Here is a 16,144-nt window from a genome sequence, read left to right as displayed (position 1 = left end):
CGGACTCCCGTCATGGCTTGCCAGTACTACTCGACATCCAGGGTTTCGGCCGACTGAAGCGGGGGCGTGCTCCGGCGATGCCAGGCGTCTTCCGGCAGCGGCCGGTCACCGGTCCACTCTCCGGTATGATACAGCAGCATCGGTCCCAGTGGTTCCTCGGGCAGTTCGTAATCGGGATAACGCACATCCACGAAATGAAGCCCGTGTGGCGGCGCCGTGGCGGCCGATCGGGTACGGTCCCCCTCTTCCAGCACCTGCCGTGCCCAGGCGATCGGCTGTCGTCCGTCACCGATGCTCAGCAGCACGCCGACAATGTTGCGCACCATGTGCAGCAGAAAGGCGTTGGCCTGAATATCGACCACCACCACCGGACCGAAGCGGCGAACCTCGACAAAATGTACGTGACGCCAGGGCGTGCGCGACTGACAGCCGGCCGCCCGGTAGCCGGAAAAATCGTGCTCCCCCGGCAGCACCTGAGCGGCCTGGTGCATGCTTTCCACATCCAGCGGCCAGCGATGCCAGTAGACGCGCGTGCTGTCCAGCGCCGGAGGCACCGCCTGATTGGCAATCAGATAGCGGTAGCGGCGCGCCCGGGCCGAGAAGCGGGCATGAAAGTCATCCGGCATCCGCCGCGCCCAGCGCACGCTGATGTCATCGGGCAGGTTGGCATTGGTGCCCATGACCCAGGCCTTTTCGCTGCGTGCAGCGGGGGCCTCGAAATGCACGATCTGGCGGCTGGCGTGCACACCGCTGTCGGTGCGACCGCTGCACAGCACGCGTACCGGCCCGGCCGCCACCCGGGACAGCGCCTGCTCCAGCCGCCCCTGCACCGAGGGGCCGTGGCTCAGTCGCTGCCAGCCGAAGTAGTTGCCGCCGTGATACTCGATGCCGAGCGCTATGCGCCCATCACCGGGAGAGGTCTCATCAAGGGTACGAAACAGGGTCATGAACTCTCGTGCAGATCGAAACGAGCCATCAGTGTACGCGTTGCGGTTCGCGTCTCCTCCGAACCTTCGGCCAGCAGACGCTCCAGCAGCGGCGTCGCGACCGAATGATCCCCCGCCTCGAGCAGCAGATGAGCGCGCATCAGCAGGGCGTCGTGGTCGGCATGGATATCGGATGCGTCATTATCCCGTTCATGGGCGTCGAACGCCACCTCTTCAAGTGTCCACTCGGCCGGAAAGGCCAGAGCCTCCTGTGCCGAGCTGCGTTCGCGGGTTTCCCCGGCGTGACCGACGCCGTCGCGCGTCTCCCCGCCCGCCAGCGCCGGTGCAGCATCGGTCGAAGGCGTCTCCGCCCCGGCTGTGTCACCGCCCGGATGGCCGAGGGGCAGGATCACCAGCTCATCCGCCGCCTCCCGGGGGCCGGGACGGGGTTCGTCAGGGCCGGTGGCGGAGACGCCACCCGCCGCAACAGCCGGTTCATTCGAGCTTACCGCATGGCGGCCGCCCCGGTCGGTCATTGCCTGCTCGCGTGATGCCAGCAGCTGACTGACCCGCCGGGTCACCGCCGGATCGGGATGACCCTCGAAGTAGCGTGCCTGCTCGATCAACTGCTCATGCTCGCCGAGATCGGCCAGCACGGCCATTAGCTGCAGACGCGTCTCGCGATGGTGGGGATGGCGCAGGCGTGCCGCTTCCAGCAGTTCACGCGCCTGCCGGGGACGACCGTGGTCACTGAAGATGCGGGCATCCTCGAGCACGTCCTCATCCCCCGCGGCGTCCTCCTCTTCGAACACGGACCGGTAGCACTGTCCGCTGTCTTCTGCTTCCTGGTCCTCCTCGGAGGCAATGATCGGGGCCTGGCGGGGCTCGGCCGCAGCGGAGGCGGCCGGTAGCGTGGCAGCTTCAGGCGTCGGGTACGGCTGCGAAGCGACCGCCTCTTCTTCGCGAGCTGCCCGGGTCCCGGCCGGCGATGGCCGCGATGACGCCTCCCGGTCCCGCTGCGACCACGCCCGCTGTCGCCACACCAGCATCAGCGTGGCCAGCAGGAGCAGCCCCGCTGCCGGCACCAGCCAGATCAGCCAACCGTCATCATGCGAAGCCGGCGAAGGTTCATTGTCTGATGACGGCAGGGAGACCGGAGGGCCCGACCGGGCCCGGGAAGCCGCTTCACGCTGAGCCTCCAGCGTCTCGAGCCGCTCGGCGAGCTGATGCTGTTCGCGGCGCAGCCCTTCGAATGCCGGACGCCAGGGCGGCGGCCCGGAGGCCGCTGGCTCAGCCTGCCCGGCAGACTGCTGTTCGAGGGCCTCGAGCCGGGCGGAGAACCGGGTGAGACGTTCGGCAAGGCTCGCCAGCTGCTGCGCCTCCGCCGACCCGGCACTACTGTCATGGCTGGCGGCAGCCTCATCTTCCGCGCCGCTCGTGGCCCGGCGTTCGCCGGCCTGAAGCGCCTGCCGGTCATCCGCCGCGCCAGTGGCCTGCGCCGCCACTGCCGGCAATGGTCCGGAGGCCATCTCCCTGGCGGAGCGGTCGACGGGCTCGCCCGCAGGGGCCACGGCGTCGGCACTGCCCGGGGGTGCGGGCAGCAGGGTCACGACCGGCGTCAGCTCTCCTCCCGGCCAGGTCACCGCGAGTACCAGCTCAAGCCAGGGCGAGGTCAGCGGACGGCGGCCCTGCAGGGTGACATAAAGGCTGCCGGGGGCACCCGACACATCGAAGCGCAGGGTATCGGTGGCGGCACTGCGCGAGAGCCCCGCCCGATCGAAGGCGGTCTCATCGGCCAGCTGTACGTGGATGGCAGACGCATCCAGAGAGGCAGTATCCAGCAGCGGCAGCCGGGCCTGAAGCGGCTCACCCAGCCAGGAGTGCATGACGGGGGGACCGATTCCCAGTGCCTGGGCATCGGCGGCAAGGGTACCGGCTACAAGGCCCAGTACCATTGCCAGGGTGCGCGATTGACGCATGTCGAGTGGGTCCTCGCCGGGCCGATCCGGAATCGGCCGTTATCGGAATGCGAGGACCGCACACGACGCATGACCCGGCAGGACCTCTGATACCTGCCCCGCCGGTGAAGGCCGAGCTCAGCGCTCGACCAGAATGCCCAGCATGCGCTTGAGCGGCTCGGCGGCCCCCCACAGCAGCTGATCGCCCACGGTGAACGCCGACAGGTACTGGTTGCCCATCGCCATCTTGCGCAGGCGCCCCACCGGCACATCGAGCGTACCGGTCACCGCGGCCGGCGTCAGGCGCTCAAGGGAGGCGGCCTTGTCGTTGGCGACCACGCTGACCCAGTCATTGTGCCGCGCGATGCGATCCTCGATTTCATCCATCGGCACATCACGCTTCAACTTGATGGTAAAGGCCTGGGCATGCGAGCGCATCGAGCCGACCCGCACGCAGAGGCCATCGACCGGAATGGTGTTCGATGACAGGCCGAGGATCTTGTTGCTCTCGGCACCGCCCTTCCACTCTTCCTTGCTCTGGCCGTTGTCCATCTTCCGGTCGATCCAGGGCAGCAGGCTACCTCCCAGCGGCGCGCCGAACTGCTCGATCGGAAAGTTCGGATCACGCATGGCATCGATCACCTTGCGATCGATATCCAGAATGGCCGAGGCCGGATCATCCAGTTCGGCACGCGCAGCATGGCCGATGGCGCTCATCTGGGCCAGCAGCTCACGCATGTTCTGGGCGCCGGCGCCGGAAGCGGCCTGGTAGGTCATCGAGCTCATCCACTCGATCAGGTCGGCCTCGAACAGCCCTCCCAGCCCCATCAGCATCAGGCTGACGGTACAGTTGCCGCCCACGAAGGTGCGCGTCCCGGCCGCCAGCTGGCGATCGATCAGCGAGCGATTGACGGGGTCCAGCACGATGGTGCTGTCCTCGGCCATGCGCAGCGTGCTGGCCGCATCGATCCAGTAGCCCTGCCAGCCGGCTTCACGCAGCGGCCTGTAGACCTCGCCGGTGTAGTCACCGCCCTGACAGGTCACGATGACATCCAGCTTTTTGAGCTCTTCGAGATCGAAGGCGTCCTTCAGCGCCGGCGCCTCAACGCCCACATCGGGCGCCGGCTGGCCGATCTGGGAAGTCGTGAAGAAGACCGGTTCGATCCTGCCGAACAGGTTGTCGTCCTGCAGGCGCTGCATCAGCACGGAGCCGACCATGCCGCGCCAGCCAACAAATCCGGTTCTCAGCATGTCACATCCCCTGAAGTCGATAAGTGATGATGGGTTGTTGTGCAGACCGCCCGGCGCGCAGGCCCCGGAGGCACCCGGCGGGGGCGAGCGCGATTTACCGCACAGTCTACCCGCTGCGCCGGAAGGCCGCCACGACGGCCTCGCCCATGGCCTCGGTGGTCACCTGTTCGGTACCGGGATAGGCGATGTCCGCGGTGCGCAGGTTGCGATCGAGCACCTCGCCTACCGCCTGCTCGATGCGCTCGGCATGGCCCGGGGCGTTCAATGAGTAGCGCAGCATCATGGCCACCGAGAGAATGGTGGCCAGCGGATTGGCCAGCCCCTGCCCGGCAATATCCGGCGCACTGCCATGACACGGCTCATACATGCCCTGCCCCGACTCGTTGAGCGAGGCCGACGGCAGCATGCCGATCGAGCCGGTCAGCATGGCGGCAGCATCGGAGAGGATGTCGCCGAACATGTTGCCGGTCACGATCACGTCGAACTGCTTTGGTGCGCGCACCAGCTGCATGGCGGCGTTGTCGACATACATGTGGGAGAGCTCGACATCCGGATACTCCGGCGCCAGCTCGTTCATGATGTCGCGCCACAACATGGTCACTTCCAGCACATTGGCCTTGTCGACGCTGCACAGGCGCCCGTTGCGCTTTTGCGCCATCTCGAAGGCGACCCGGCCGATACGCCTGATCTCGTGCTCGTCATAGACATAGGTGTTGTAGCCGTGGCGCGTGCCATCCTCGCGGGTGTCGCGGCCGCGCGGCTGTCCGAAGTAGATGCCGCCGGTCAGCTCGCGCACGATCATGATATCAAGCCCCGAGACCACTTCGGGCTTGAGGCTGGAAGCCTCCACCAGCTGGGGATAGAGCAGTGCCGGGCGCAGGTTGCCGAACAGCCCGAGCTCCTTGCGCAGCGCCAGCAGACCCTTTTCGGGACGCTTGCCGATGTCTTCCATGGCGTCCCATTTCGGCCCGCCGACGGCACCGAGCAGGATGGCATCGGCCGCTTTCGCCTTCTCCAGTGTCTCGGACGCCAGCGGCACGCCCGAGGCGTCGATCGCGGCCCCGCCCACCGGCGCCTCGTCGAGCGTGATGTCCAGCCCTTCATCGCGGCAGGCTTCGAGCACCCGGCGGGCCTCGCGGGTGATTTCGGGACCGATGCCGTCACCCGGCAGTATCAGAATATTGCGGCTCATGGCGTTGCCCTGTCGTGGATGCCGTCATGAAAACGCTCGCTGACGGTGTCAGCGAGCGCGGAAATGCCCTGCATCGGCCCATCAGACCTGATTGGCCGCCTCGTCCCGGAACAGCCAGGGGTTGGCCGCCCGATGGCGTGCTTCGAAGTCGCGGATCGCCTCGCTGTTCTCGTCGAGCGTGATGCCGATATCATCGAGTCCGTTCTCCAGGCAGTACTTGCGAAACGGATCGACCTCGAACCCGATGCTTTCGCCGGCGGGGCGATGAATCTGCTGGGCCGTCAGATCGATATCGAGCTGATAGCCCGGGGTCGCCTCGACCTCCCGGAACAGCTGCTCGACCGTCTCTTCATCCAGTGTGATCAGCAGCAGACCGTTCTTGAAGGCGTTGTTGAAGAAGATGTCGGCAAAGCTCGGCGCGATGATCACCCGGAAGCCGAAATCGGTCAGCGCCCAGGGCGCATGCTCACGCGAGCTGCCACAGCCGAAATTGCGCCGGGCCAGCAGGATGCTGGCGTTCTCATAGCGCGGCTGGTTGAGCACGAACTCCGGATTGATCGGGCGTTTCGAATTGTCGCGCCCCGGATAGCCTTCATCCTGATAGCGCAGCTCATCGAACAGGTTGGGGCCGAAGCCGGTACGCTTGATCGACTTGAGAAACTGCTTGGGAATGATCAGGTCGGTATCGACATTGGCCCGATCAAGCGGGGCTGCCACGCCCTGATGACGAATGAAGCGTTGCATGATCTCTCTCCTCAGGCCTGCGCGGCCTGCACCGGGGTCTCGACGAATTCCCGCACATCCACGAAGTGACCGGCCACGGCGGCAGCGGCCGCCATCGCCGGGCTGACCAGATGGGTGCGGCCGCCATACCCCTGGCGCCCCTCGAAGTTGCGATTGGAGGTCGAGGCGCAGTGCTCACCGGCCCCGAGCTTGTCGGCGTTCATGGCCAGGCACATCGAGCAGCCGGCCTCGCGCCACTCGAAGCCGGCGCGCTTGAAGATCGCATCCAGCCCCTCTTCCTCGGCCTGGCGCTTCACCAGCCCGGAGCCCGGCACCACCATCGCCTGCTTGATAGTCGCGGCCACCCGGCGGCCATCGACGATCTTCGCGGCCGCCCGCAGATCCTCGATGCGGGCATTGGTGCAGGAGCCGATGAAGATCCGATCGAGCCGGATATCGGTCATCCGCTGGCCGGCGCTCAGCCCCATGTATTCGAGGGCCCGAACCGCACCACGCTGCGCCGTCTCATCGGTGAACGACTGCGGATCGGGCACCCGGCCGCTTACTCCGGTGACCATCTCCGGGCTGGTGCCCCAGCTCACCTGCGGCTCGATGGCCGCGGCATCCAGCGTAATGACCTGATCAAATTGGGCCTCCTGGTCGGAAACCAGCTGGCGCCAGCTTTCGACGGCGGCCTCCCACTGCTCGCCGGTGGGCGCAAAGGGACGGTTGCCGATGTAGTCGATGGTGGTCTGATCGACCGCCACCAGACCGACCCGGGCCCCGCCCTCGATCGCCATGTTGCAGATGGTCATGCGGCCTTCCATCGACAGCGATTCGATCGCGCTGCCGGCGAACTCCACCGCGTAGCCGGTACCGCCGGCGGTGCCGATCCGGCCGATAATCGCCAGAATGATGTCCTTGGCGGTGACATGCGGGCCGAGCTCACCTTCCACCCGAATCTGCATGTTCTTCATCTTGCGCTGGATCAGGCACTGGGTCGCCAGCACGTGCTCGACCTCGGAGGTGCCGATGCCGTGGGCAAGCGCCCCGAAGGCACCGTGGGTCGCGGTATGGGAATCGCCGCAGACCACCGTCATGCCGGGCAGGGTCGCGCCCTGCTCGGGACCGATGACGTGCACGATGCCCTGACGGATGTCGTTGATGCCGAAGGTCTCGATCCCCAGCCCAAGGGTATTGTCATCCAGCGCCTGGACCTGAATGCGCGAGACATCATCGGCAATCCCCGAGATGCCGGCACTGCGCTCCTCGCTCAGGGTCGAGACGTTGTGATCGACGGTGGCGATGTTGGCATCGATCCGCCACGGCTGCCGACCGGCCAGCCGCAGTCCCTCGAACGCCTGTGGCGAGGTCACCTCGTGCAGCAGGTGACGATCGATATAGATCAGTGCCGTGCCATCCTCCCGCGTGGAGACGAGATGCGCGTTCCAGAGCTTGTCATAGAGGGTCTGGGCTGCCATGAAATCTCTCCTCTGCGCGCCCGCAATCGCTTGGCCAGTGATTTCGGCGCGCATGCACTGTGGTCCTGCCGGGGGTCAGGCCCGGCCTCCTTGCTTGCACCCTACGTCGTGCACTGGCATAAAAGCAATTCATGTTTTTTATTCATTCCATTCCAGAAAGGAATACGATTGGACACCCAGAGTCTGCGCGCCTTTCTTGCCGTCGCCGAACAGGGCTCCTTCTCGCTGGCCGCCGAACAGCTGCATCTCACCCAGCCGGCCGTCAGCAAGCGGGTCGCGGTCCTGGAGAGCCAGATCGGCGCCCGTCTGTTTGACCGCATCGGCCGCCATATCGGCCTGACCGAGGCCGGGCATACCCTGCTGCCCCGGGCACGCCAGATTCTGGTGATGTTCGACGATACCCAGCGGGCGCTGGCCAACCTTCATGGCGAGATCGGCGGTAGCCTGTCGCTGGCCACCAGCCATCATGTCGGCCTGCACCGGCTGCCGCCCCTGCTCAAGGCCTTTACCCGCGATCATCCGGCGGTACGGCTGGATCTGCGCTTTCTCGACTCCGAGCAGGCCTATCAGGAGGTCCTCGATGGCGGACTGGAACTGGCCGTGGTGACCCTGGCGCCCTCCCCCAGCCAGGAACTGGTCACGGTGCCGGTCTGGGTCGATCAGCTTTATTTTGTCTGCAGCCGTGAGCATCCGCTGGCCGCCTGCGAGGAGCTGCCGCTGTCGGCGCTCTCCGATTTCAATGCAGTGCTGCCCGGCGAGCTGACCTTTACCCGCGGCATCGTGACCGAAACCTTCGCCCAGGAGGGGCTGCGCGTTCACGTCTCCATCTCGACCAACTATCTGGAGACACTGAAGATGATGGTCGGCATCGGGCTGGGCTGGAGTGTGCTGCCGGAGACGCTGATCGATGACGAGCTGTACTGCCTGCCGATTCGGCATCGCCCCATCGAACGTCCGCTGGGCTATCTCTATCACCGCGGCCGGACGCTTTCGAATGCTGCCCGCGCCATGCTGGAAGTGCTGGAGCAGACGCGTCGCGAACAGGCCGACTGAACGCGGCAGGCGGCTGGCACGGGTTGCAAGTCTGTGCCGGGGATGTCATCAAATGACAGTGGGAAGCTGATGACTGGGTCCATCCAACAACACCACGGACCCGACACAACAAGCACAAGAGACCGCAAGGAATCCCTTCAATGGCTGTATCCCGTCACGCCGCGCTTTGCGAAGCCGGCGTCCCGTCCTCCCCGTGTCATGGCCACTGCCGTGACCTCCTGTCCACCCTGCTGATCCTGACCAGCGTGAGCGCCCAGGCCGCCGAGCAGCGCGCCTCCGATGATGCCGCCCAGGGTGAAACCGCCAGCTATGAAATCACCAGTGAGGAGCCGCAGAGCGCCTATCTGTCCGACTGGTACAACCAGAACCTGACCGTCATCGGCAGCAAGAACATACGCTTCGGACCGCAGCAGATCGATGATGTCTATCTGGAGTACGAGTTCTTCGGCCGCAAGGGGCCGCTGGATCTCTACGGCTATATCGATCTGCCGAAGTTCTTCGACATCGGCAATCGCGCCGACAGCGGCATCTTCGACAACGGCTCACCGGTATTCGCCGAAATCAAGCCGCGTCTCTCCTTCAATAAACTCACCGGCCGGGATCTGGGGCTGGGGCCGATCAGCGAGTGGTATCTCGCCTTCAACTGGATCTTCGACTGGGGGCACAACACCGAAAATCGCCAGAATACGCTCTATGCCGGACTCGGTACCGATATCGATACCGGCACGCCGGTGGATGTCTCGTTCAACTTCTACGGCGCGCGCCAGTGGGAAAACTACGGCGCCGAGAACGAGCACAGCTGGGACGGCTACCGCGCCCAGCTCGAATACAGCTATCCGATTGCCGACTTCGACAACGGAGCCAGTCTCTTCTATTCCGGCTTTACCAACTACGACTTCGGCTCGGATCTGGGCGACGACGATCCGACCCGGACCAACGAGGAGATCGTGGCCACCAACGCTTTCGTCTACTCCTTTACCCACCTGCGCTTTCTTGCCGTGGCGCGCTATTTCCACAACGGCGGACAGTGGAATGACGGCAGCGAACTGAACTTCGGCGAGGGCCCCTTTACCGTGCGCAGCACCGGCTGGGGGTACTATTTCGGCGTGGGCTGGCAGTTCTAGCGCTGGCCGGTCGGCCAGCGGGCCAGGCCCCTGCTCGCGGGGCCCGGCATCGTCAGTCACCGGTATGACGCGCCGGCGCATTCGACGGGGTGGCACCATACTGCTCGCGCTCGAAGGCGCCGTGCTCCATGGTGACCGAGGGACTCGGGCAGCAGGGGCGGCCCGCCGGCCGCGCCGGCACGCCAACCACGGTGGTGTGCGGCTCCACGGCATCGAGCACGACACTGCCGGCGCCGATCTGCGCCCCCCAGCCGATCTCGATGTTGCCGAGCACGATGGCCCCGGCGCCGATCAGCACGCCGCTGCGCACCTGCGGATGCCGCTGGCCGCTCTCCTTGCCGGTCCCGCCCAGGGTCACCCCCTGCAGGATGGAGACGTTATCGCCGATGGTGGCCGTCTCACCGATCACGATGCCGGTGGCGTGATCGAACATCACGCTCTCGCCGATCGGACAGGCCGGATGGATGTCGACCCCGAACACCTCGGCACTGCGACTCTGCAGCATCAGTGCCATGCCGGTTCGGCCCCGCTCATGCAGATGGTGCGCCAGCCGGTGACTCTCCAGGGCCTGAAAGCCCTTCTGATAAAGCACCACGCTCAGGGCATCCTCGGCGGCAGCGTCACGCTCGAGCACGGCCAGCACATCGCTGGCGGCATGATCGGCCAGCCGCTCATCCTGCTCGAAACACTGGGCAAACAGGCTCTCCAGCGCCTCCCGGGGCAGGTCGTCATCCGCCAGGCGGCGCGACAGGATGGCCGTCAGGCAGCCGGCCAGATCCTCGTGGGCGCTGATTCGCGCGGTAATGAAGGCTCTCAGCAGCGGCTCCGCACTCATGGTGGTACGCGCCTCGCTGCGCAGCCGCGTGAAGACATGATCCATGCGTTGCGTCATCCCTGTTCTCCCGGTGAGGGCTGCATCATTCCGGCAGACCGTTCCCGGTCCGCAATCATTGTCGATAGTCTGGTTGATACCGTCATCCAGTGCACGCCCGGCGGCAACGAACAGCTGACCCGGCGAACGCCTGCTACCATCATGGAGCACCGTGGACGGACATCGCCAGGTGTCCCACCTTCAATAGCCAGCGAAGCACAGGAGAGCCGCTCATGACGAGCTGCGACGAACCCGCCGCAGACCATTCGCAGGAGATTTCCCCTGCCAGCACCGACGCTACCGACCGCGACAGGCGGGTGGTAGGACTGGTGGCCGCGCCGGAACTGCCCCAGGTCATCGCCGAACAGCTCTGTCATGAGCTGCCCGATCTGCTCACCCGCCATCTCGATGATCACTATCAGTGGGAGCTGCAGATGGTCACCGACCCGCTGACCGGCTCCGCCGACGACACCTCGGCCATCCTCGGCGAGGTGCGCCACTATCATGGCTGTCAGCAGTGGGACTACGCCATCTGCCTGACGGATCTGCCCATTGTTACCCGCCGGCACGTGGTGGTCGCCGATGTCAGCGTGACCGACGGTGTTGCGCTGATCTCCCTGCCGGCGCTGGGCAGTGTGCCCATGCTGCGCCGGCTGCGTGAAGCGATCCTGCAGCTGGTCAGCGAAATGCATCACGGCAGTTCCGACCGGGAGCGCGAGCAGCAGAACGAACAGGTGCAGGAAACCGACGCCCCGTCCCGGCTGCGCGGCAGCGGCGCGCGTCAGCTGATGGGCAGGCGCCTCTCCGAATGCCTCTCCCCCATTCACCGCACCCGGCCGACCGATGAACGCAACGAGATCGATGTGCGCTTCGTCAGCAAACGCAACCTGTTCGGCCATCTGCGCCTGCTCTCCGGGATGGTCCGAGCCAATCGCCCCTGGACCATCTTTCCGGCATTTCGCAACATCGTTGCCGTCGCCTTTGCCACCGGCGCCTACGGCCTGATATTTCCCACCATGTGGCGACTGGCCGATGCCTACGGCATCTGGCGGCATGTGCTGGTAATGCTGGCCGCCATGATCGCCATGATTGTCTGGATCATCCTGGCGCACGGACTGTGGGAAGGCTCACGCAACAAGGCGCGACCGCTGCTGGTACAGCTCTATAACGCCACCACCGTGATCACGCTGGGCACTGCCGTGCTGCTCTATTACGCCGTGCTGCTGCTGCTGTTTGCCCTGGCCGTGACCCTGTTCGTACCGACCGACCTGCTGCACACCACCCTGGGTCATCCGATCGGCCCCATGCAGTATGCCACCCTGGCCTGGCTGGTGACTTCGGTGGCCACCGTGGCCGGCGCGCTGGGAGCCGGGCTGGAGAGCGATGAAACGGTCCGGCGCGCTACCTACGGCTATCGCCAGCGCCGGCGACACGAACTGAGTCACTCGGCACTGACCGAGCAGAATCAGGAGAGTGAGCAGTGAAAGCCGAAGCTGCCCGCCGGCCGCCGGGCCGGCGCATTACTTTCGGCCGCCCCGGTTTGCCGCTGACTCAGCCGCCGTCGCGCTGGCCCAGCCGCGGAGCCTCCACGCTGACATCGCCATTCTGACCACGATGGCGCAGCCAGTGATCCATCAGCGTCAGCGCCATCATCGCCTCGGCGATCGGCGTGGCGCGAATGCCCACGCAGGGGTCATGACGCCCCCGGGTCACCACCTCCACCGGCTCGCCGTGGATGTCGATCGACTGTCCGGGCGTGGTGATGCTCGATGTCGGCTTGAGCGCCAGATGGGCGACCAGCGGCTGACCGGTGGAGATTCCGCCCAGCACCCCACCGGCATTGTTGGAGAGAAAGCCTTCCGGGGTCATTTCATCGCGATGTTCGCTGCCGCGCTGGGCGATGCTCTTGAAGCCGGCGCCGATTTCCACTCCCTTGACGGCATTGATCCCCATCAAGGCGCCGGCCAGCTCGGCATCAAGACGATCGAATACCGGCTCCCCCAGCCCCGGCGGCAACCCTTCAGCCACGACGCTGATACGGGCGCCGACACTATCCTGATCGCGTCGCAGCTGATCCATGAAGGTCTCGAGCTCGGGGACCCGGCCGGGATCGGCGCAGAAGAAGGGATTCTGTTCGACCGCGTCCCAGCTGCGAAACTCCAGCTCGATCGGCCCGAGCTGGCTCATGTATCCCCGGACCGTCACGCCTTGTGCTGCCAGCCACTTGCGGGCGATGGCCCCGGCCGCCACCCGCATGGCGGTTTCCCGCGCACTGGAACGGCCCCCGCCGCGGTAATCCCGACGCCCATACTTGTGATGGTAGGTGTAATCGGCATGGGCCGGACGGAACTGGTCCTTGATCTTCGAATAGTCCTTCGAACGCTGATCGGTATTCTCGATCATCAGCCCGATCGGCGTTCCGGTGGTCACGCCCTCGAACACCCCGGAGAGAATGCGTACCTCGTCGGCTTCACGCCGCTGGGTGGTATGGCGCGAACTGCCGGGACGACGCCGGTCGAGATCATGCTGCAGATCCGTCTCGTCGAGTGCCAGACCGGGCGGGCAGCCATCGATGATGGCACCCAGCGCCGGACCATGGCTCTCGCCGAAGGTGGTCACCGTGAACAGTTTGCCGAAGGTATTTCCGGACATGAGGGCGCTTCCTGCAAACAGCGTCCGGGCAGCCGATTACCTGCCCGGAACGATGGATCATGATGTAAACGAACGGATGCTCAGGCCGCCGCAAAGTGCTCGGCGAAGGCTTGCAGATCGGCCGCGGTCAGGGCAAACACGCCATGACCGCCGCGCTCGAACTCGAGCCAGACAAACGGCACCTCCGGCCAGGCCTCGATGACATGACGCTCGGAATTGCCTACCTCGACGATCAGCACACCGTCGTCGGTCAGACAGCTGCGCGCCTCGCGCAGTATCCGCCGCACAATGGCCAGACCGTCTTCGCCCGCTTCCAGCGCCAGGGTCGGCTCGTGCTGAAACTCCGCCGGCATGCCGGCCAGATCACGCCGATCGACGTAGGGCGGATTGGAAACGATCAGGTCGAACCGCTGCCCGCTGACTCCCTCGAACAGGTCGGAGTGCACCGCACGCACCCGGGCGCCGACCTCGTGACGGGCAATGTTGCGCTTGGCGACCTTCAGCGCTTCGGGGCTCACTTCCCCGAGCAGCACTTCACTGCTCGGCATCATCAGCGCCGCCGCGATACCGATACAGCCCGAACCGGCACACAGATCGAGCACATGCGCGGGATCGCGCTCGGGGAACCACTGGGCGAAGCCGGTTTCGACCAGTTCGGCCAGCGGTGAGCGCGGAATCAGTACACTGTCATCAACATCGAAGGGGATGCCGGCAAAGAAGGCCTCGCCCAGCAGATAGGGCAGCGGGCGCCGAGTGTTGATCCGCTCGCGGGTCAGCTCGATGATGCGCTGACGCTCGACGCTCAGGAGGCGAGCGTCCAGCACGACCGGATCAACATCCCGCGGCAGCCCCAGCGCGCCCAGCACCAGCGCTACCGCCTCATCCCAGGCACTGTCGGTGCCGTGGCCGAAATGCAGCCGGTGCGCCAGGAAGGTGCTCTGGCACCAGCGCAGCCAGTCGCGCAGCGTGATCAGCTCCCCGGTCAGGGTAGCGTCGGGCAGTTCGAGAATATCCGGCGTTGAACGGGCAGAGTCAGACACGAAGGCTCCGATCGGACGATGGCAGGTCAGGGTTGGTGGCGGCAGTGTACCCGCCCGTGCGCGGTGATGACAGTCACGCTGCCAATCGGGGCCTGCATGACGGTATCGTGATCATTATAATGCACCTTCAGTGATACCCCGCATGCCCCGGCCGGTGTCGATCACGGCATCCGAGCGGCCGTCCGGCCTGCTGCGCCGTCCAGCGGTTCATCACCCATGCAGGTGCAGGCACCATTCCCTGGCGACCACCCACGGAGAGACCCATGACACGTCGCTCGATCGACCGGGAGGAACTTGCCCAGTTCCGCGAAGCCCTGCGCAACAGCCGGGTTCAGCGGATGCAGCATGATCGCGCCGACACCGGCCGCCGCAGCGGCCCCGATCGCAGCACGGTCAGGGCACGCCGGGAAGCGGCCACCCAGTCCGACAGCGCGTCCCTGACCAGTCGTACCTCGGATGGCCGGGTCGAACCGGTCGCGCCCTCCCAGTCCTTGAGCTTTGCGCTGGCCGATCTGCCCGAGCGCACGCTTGCCAGACTCCGGCGCGGTGAAATTGCCTGGCAGGCCGGACTTGATCTGCACGGTTACGATCTGGATCAGGCCCGGCTGGAGTTCGAGCACTTCATGCAGGACATGCGCCACGAGCAGGCGCGCTGCGTACTGATCGTGCATGGCAAGGCCTGGTCGGGCGTCTCGCGCTACCCGGTCATCAAGAGCCATCTCAATGCCTGGCTGCGCGAGCTGCCCGAGGTGCTGGCCTTCTGTTCGGCACGGGATGCCGATGGCGGCACCGGCGCCGTCTATGTGCTGCTCAGGCGCCAGCGCGACCGGGCATGAGGCTCAGCCGCGGCCCGGTGCGCGCTGCGGATCACCGGCCACCGCAATGATCGACTGCGCCAGCCCGTCGACATACGCCTTCTCGAGATGGAGATGGTGTCCGCCGGGCACCGGATGGGTGCGCAGCGTCGGCATGCGGGCGCGCACATTCTTGGGGTCGAGCTGACCGCCGATGATGCCCTCCTCGGCCTGAAACAGCTCCAGCGGTGTCTCGATCGACTCCAGCAGCGCGGCGTCCTGTTCGGGGGTCAGCCGGACCTGCGACGGCCTCAGCAGGCGGGGATCGGTACGAAAGCTGTAGCTTCCTCCCTCATCATGCAGGTTGCGACGAACCAGCACCTCGGCGCCCTCGAGCGACAGCGGTGTCACGGCCCCGGCAACGCGGGCCCGGGCCGCGGCCTCGAGGGTTGCATAGCTCGGCGGCATCGACCCCGCACGCCGGACGCCCAGAATACCGTGGCGCAACTGGTGCGCCGTGTTCGCCACCGGCGTCGTCAGCATGCCGATACCATCGATCAGATAGGCCCGCTCCAGCCGTTCGGGCATGGCAGCCGCCAGCAGACAGGTCACACAGGCGCCCAGCGAATGCGCCAGCAGCGTGGCGCGCTCGATCGACAGGGCATCCAGGGCGTCCAGTACATCATGGACATAGCCCCAGAGCGGATAATCGGTGCCCTGCGGCAGCCACTCGGAGTGGCCGTGGCCGGCAAAGTCGATGGCCACGATCCTGATATCCAGCGCCTCTGCCAGCCGGGGTGCCAGCCAGCTGAAGCTCGCCGCGTTATCCAGCCAGCCGTGCAGTGCAAGCCAGGTTTGCGGGGCGTCTTCGCGCCCCCAGATCAGTGCGCCGAGACGATTATCGGCCAGACGAGTCTCGAATGGCGAGTGCGCCATGCCATCTCTCCGAATATGCAGAAAATGCAACAAGCATACGCCGACCGTCAGGCATATGCATGGGCGATACCCCGTTGAATGCTGGGCGTGTTACTGCATCACGGTTATCATCTCTGCCACCATGGTCGATCAGGGGGGAACCG

The 16,144-nt window shown here is 65.7% G+C and carries 14 protein-coding genes; 4 read left to right on the top strand and 10 right to left on the bottom strand.

Features of this window, described 5'->3' with window-relative positions; translation table 11 throughout:
- Window positions 1-26: 26 nt before the first annotated feature.
- From truA to leuC, 6 genes are all read right to left on the bottom strand, one after another.
- Window positions 27-947, bottom strand: coding sequence for a tRNA pseudouridine(38-40) synthase TruA (gene truA, locus C7446_RS13110; RefSeq protein WP_121173561.1), 921 nt, complete (start codon window positions 945-947; stop codon window positions 27-29).
- Window positions 944-2,905 (bottom strand): type IV pilus assembly protein FimV, encoded by a 1,962-nt coding sequence (locus C7446_RS13105; protein WP_121173560.1) that lies wholly within the window; start codon window positions 2,903-2,905, stop codon window positions 944-946. Before C7446_RS13105 ends, truA begins: the two co-directional genes overlap by 4 nt.
- 117 nt (window positions 2,906-3,022) lie before the next feature.
- A complete protein-coding gene (gene asd, locus C7446_RS13100; RefSeq protein ID WP_121173559.1) occupies window positions 3,023-4,135 on the bottom strand; it encodes an aspartate-semialdehyde dehydrogenase in 1,113 nt (370 codons plus the stop codon).
- Between the two features lie 106 nt (window positions 4,136-4,241).
- Window positions 4,242-5,327, bottom strand: coding sequence for a 3-isopropylmalate dehydrogenase (gene leuB / locus C7446_RS13095; protein ID WP_121173558.1), 1,086 nt, complete (start codon window positions 5,325-5,327; stop codon window positions 4,242-4,244).
- Between the two features lie 81 nt (window positions 5,328-5,408).
- Window positions 5,409-6,071 carry a 3-isopropylmalate dehydratase small subunit gene (leuD, locus tag C7446_RS13090; RefSeq protein WP_121173557.1) on the bottom strand — a complete coding sequence of 221 codons (663 nt, stop codon included), beginning with the start codon at window positions 6,069-6,071 and terminating at the stop codon, window positions 5,409-5,411.
- Window positions 6,072-6,082: 11 nt separating this feature from the next.
- A complete protein-coding gene (gene leuC / locus C7446_RS13085; protein WP_121173556.1) occupies window positions 6,083-7,531 on the bottom strand; it encodes a 3-isopropylmalate dehydratase large subunit in 1,449 nt (482 codons plus the stop codon).
- A 168-nt stretch (window positions 7,532-7,699) separates the two neighbouring features.
- On the opposite strand from leuC, the gene C7446_RS13080 reads away from it, so the two are divergent.
- Both C7446_RS13080 and C7446_RS13075 read left to right on the top strand, forming a co-directional pair.
- On the top strand, window positions 7,700-8,584 hold the full coding sequence (locus C7446_RS13080; protein ID WP_121173555.1) for a LysR family transcriptional regulator: 885 nt from the start codon (window positions 7,700-7,702) through the stop codon (window positions 8,582-8,584).
- A 140-nt stretch (window positions 8,585-8,724) separates the two neighbouring features.
- Window positions 8,725-9,708, top strand: a complete 984-nt coding sequence (locus C7446_RS13075) for a nucleoside-specific channel-forming protein Tsx (RefSeq protein WP_121173554.1) — start codon at window positions 8,725-8,727, stop codon at window positions 9,706-9,708.
- A gap of 52 nt (window positions 9,709-9,760) precedes the next feature.
- Here C7446_RS13075 and cysE read toward each other — a convergent pair whose 3' ends face one another.
- Window positions 9,761-10,600 (bottom strand): serine O-acetyltransferase, encoded by an 840-nt coding sequence (gene cysE / locus C7446_RS13070; protein ID WP_121173553.1) that lies wholly within the window; start codon window positions 10,598-10,600, stop codon window positions 9,761-9,763.
- Window positions 10,601-10,812: 212 nt separating this feature from the next.
- Between cysE and C7446_RS13065 the strand changes: the two genes are divergently transcribed.
- Window positions 10,813-12,063, top strand: a complete 1,251-nt coding sequence (locus C7446_RS13065) for a hypothetical protein (protein WP_121173552.1) — start codon at window positions 10,813-10,815, stop codon at window positions 12,061-12,063.
- A gap of 67 nt (window positions 12,064-12,130) precedes the next feature.
- On the opposite strand, the gene aroC is transcribed toward C7446_RS13065, so the two are convergent.
- Complete coding sequence (gene aroC / locus C7446_RS13060; RefSeq protein WP_121173551.1) at window positions 12,131-13,231, bottom strand: chorismate synthase; 1,101 nt, start codon at window positions 13,229-13,231, stop codon at window positions 12,131-12,133.
- Window positions 13,232-13,311: 80 nt separating this feature from the next.
- Complete coding sequence (gene prmB / locus C7446_RS13055; protein ID WP_121173550.1) at window positions 13,312-14,271, bottom strand: 50S ribosomal protein L3 N(5)-glutamine methyltransferase; 960 nt, start codon at window positions 14,269-14,271, stop codon at window positions 13,312-13,314.
- 263 nt (window positions 14,272-14,534) lie between these two features.
- Between prmB and C7446_RS13050 the strand changes: the two genes are divergently transcribed.
- Window positions 14,535-15,107: a Smr/MutS family protein gene (locus tag C7446_RS13050; protein WP_121173549.1), complete on the top strand. Its 573-nt coding sequence runs from the start codon at window positions 14,535-14,537 to the stop codon at window positions 15,105-15,107.
- A gap of 3 nt (window positions 15,108-15,110) precedes the next feature.
- Here C7446_RS13050 and C7446_RS13045 read toward each other — a convergent pair whose 3' ends face one another.
- Entirely contained in the window at window positions 15,111-16,001 is an 891-nt protein-coding gene (locus C7446_RS13045; RefSeq protein ID WP_121173548.1) for an alpha/beta fold hydrolase, read from the bottom strand.
- Window positions 16,002-16,144: the final 143 nt, after the last annotated feature.

This window comes from Kushneria sinocarnis (assembly GCF_003633775.1).
In the GTDB taxonomy this organism is placed as follows: domain Bacteria; phylum Pseudomonadota; class Gammaproteobacteria; order Pseudomonadales; family Halomonadaceae; genus Kushneria; species Kushneria sinocarnis.
This window is presented reverse-complemented; position numbering and strand designations above follow the sequence as displayed.

Excerpts from the sequence above, each read along its gene's own strand:
- C7446_RS13050 (WP_121173549.1), top strand. The coding sequence starts at position 14,535 with ATGACACGTCGCTCGATCGACCGGGAGGAACTTGCCCAGTTCCGCGAA.
- C7446_RS13065 (WP_121173552.1), top strand. The coding sequence starts at position 10,813 with ATGACGAGCTGCGACGAACCCGCCGCAGACCATTCGCAGGAGATTTCC.
- C7446_RS13105 (WP_121173560.1), bottom strand. The coding sequence starts at position 2,905 with ATGCGTCAATCGCGCACCCTGGCAATGGTACTGGGCCTTGTAGCCGGT.
- leuC (WP_121173556.1), bottom strand. The coding sequence starts at position 7,531 with ATGGCAGCCCAGACCCTCTATGACAAGCTCTGGAACGCGCATCTCGTC.
- C7446_RS13075 (WP_121173554.1), top strand. The coding sequence starts at position 8,725 with ATGGCTGTATCCCGTCACGCCGCGCTTTGCGAAGCCGGCGTCCCGTCC.
- truA (WP_121173561.1), bottom strand. The coding sequence starts at position 947 with ATGACCCTGTTTCGTACCCTTGATGAGACCTCTCCCGGTGATGGGCGC.
- asd (WP_121173559.1), bottom strand. The coding sequence starts at position 4,135 with ATGCTGAGAACCGGATTTGTTGGCTGGCGCGGCATGGTCGGCTCCGTG.
- aroC (WP_121173551.1), bottom strand. The coding sequence starts at position 13,231 with ATGTCCGGAAATACCTTCGGCAAACTGTTCACGGTGACCACCTTCGGC.
- cysE (WP_121173553.1), bottom strand. The coding sequence starts at position 10,600 with ATGACGCAACGCATGGATCATGTCTTCACGCGGCTGCGCAGCGAGGCG.
- leuB (WP_121173558.1), bottom strand. The coding sequence starts at position 5,327 with ATGAGCCGCAATATTCTGATACTGCCGGGTGACGGCATCGGTCCCGAA.
- C7446_RS13045 (WP_121173548.1), bottom strand. The coding sequence starts at position 16,001 with ATGGCGCACTCGCCATTCGAGACTCGTCTGGCCGATAATCGTCTCGGC.
- leuD (WP_121173557.1), bottom strand. The coding sequence starts at position 6,071 with ATGCAACGCTTCATTCGTCATCAGGGCGTGGCAGCCCCGCTTGATCGG.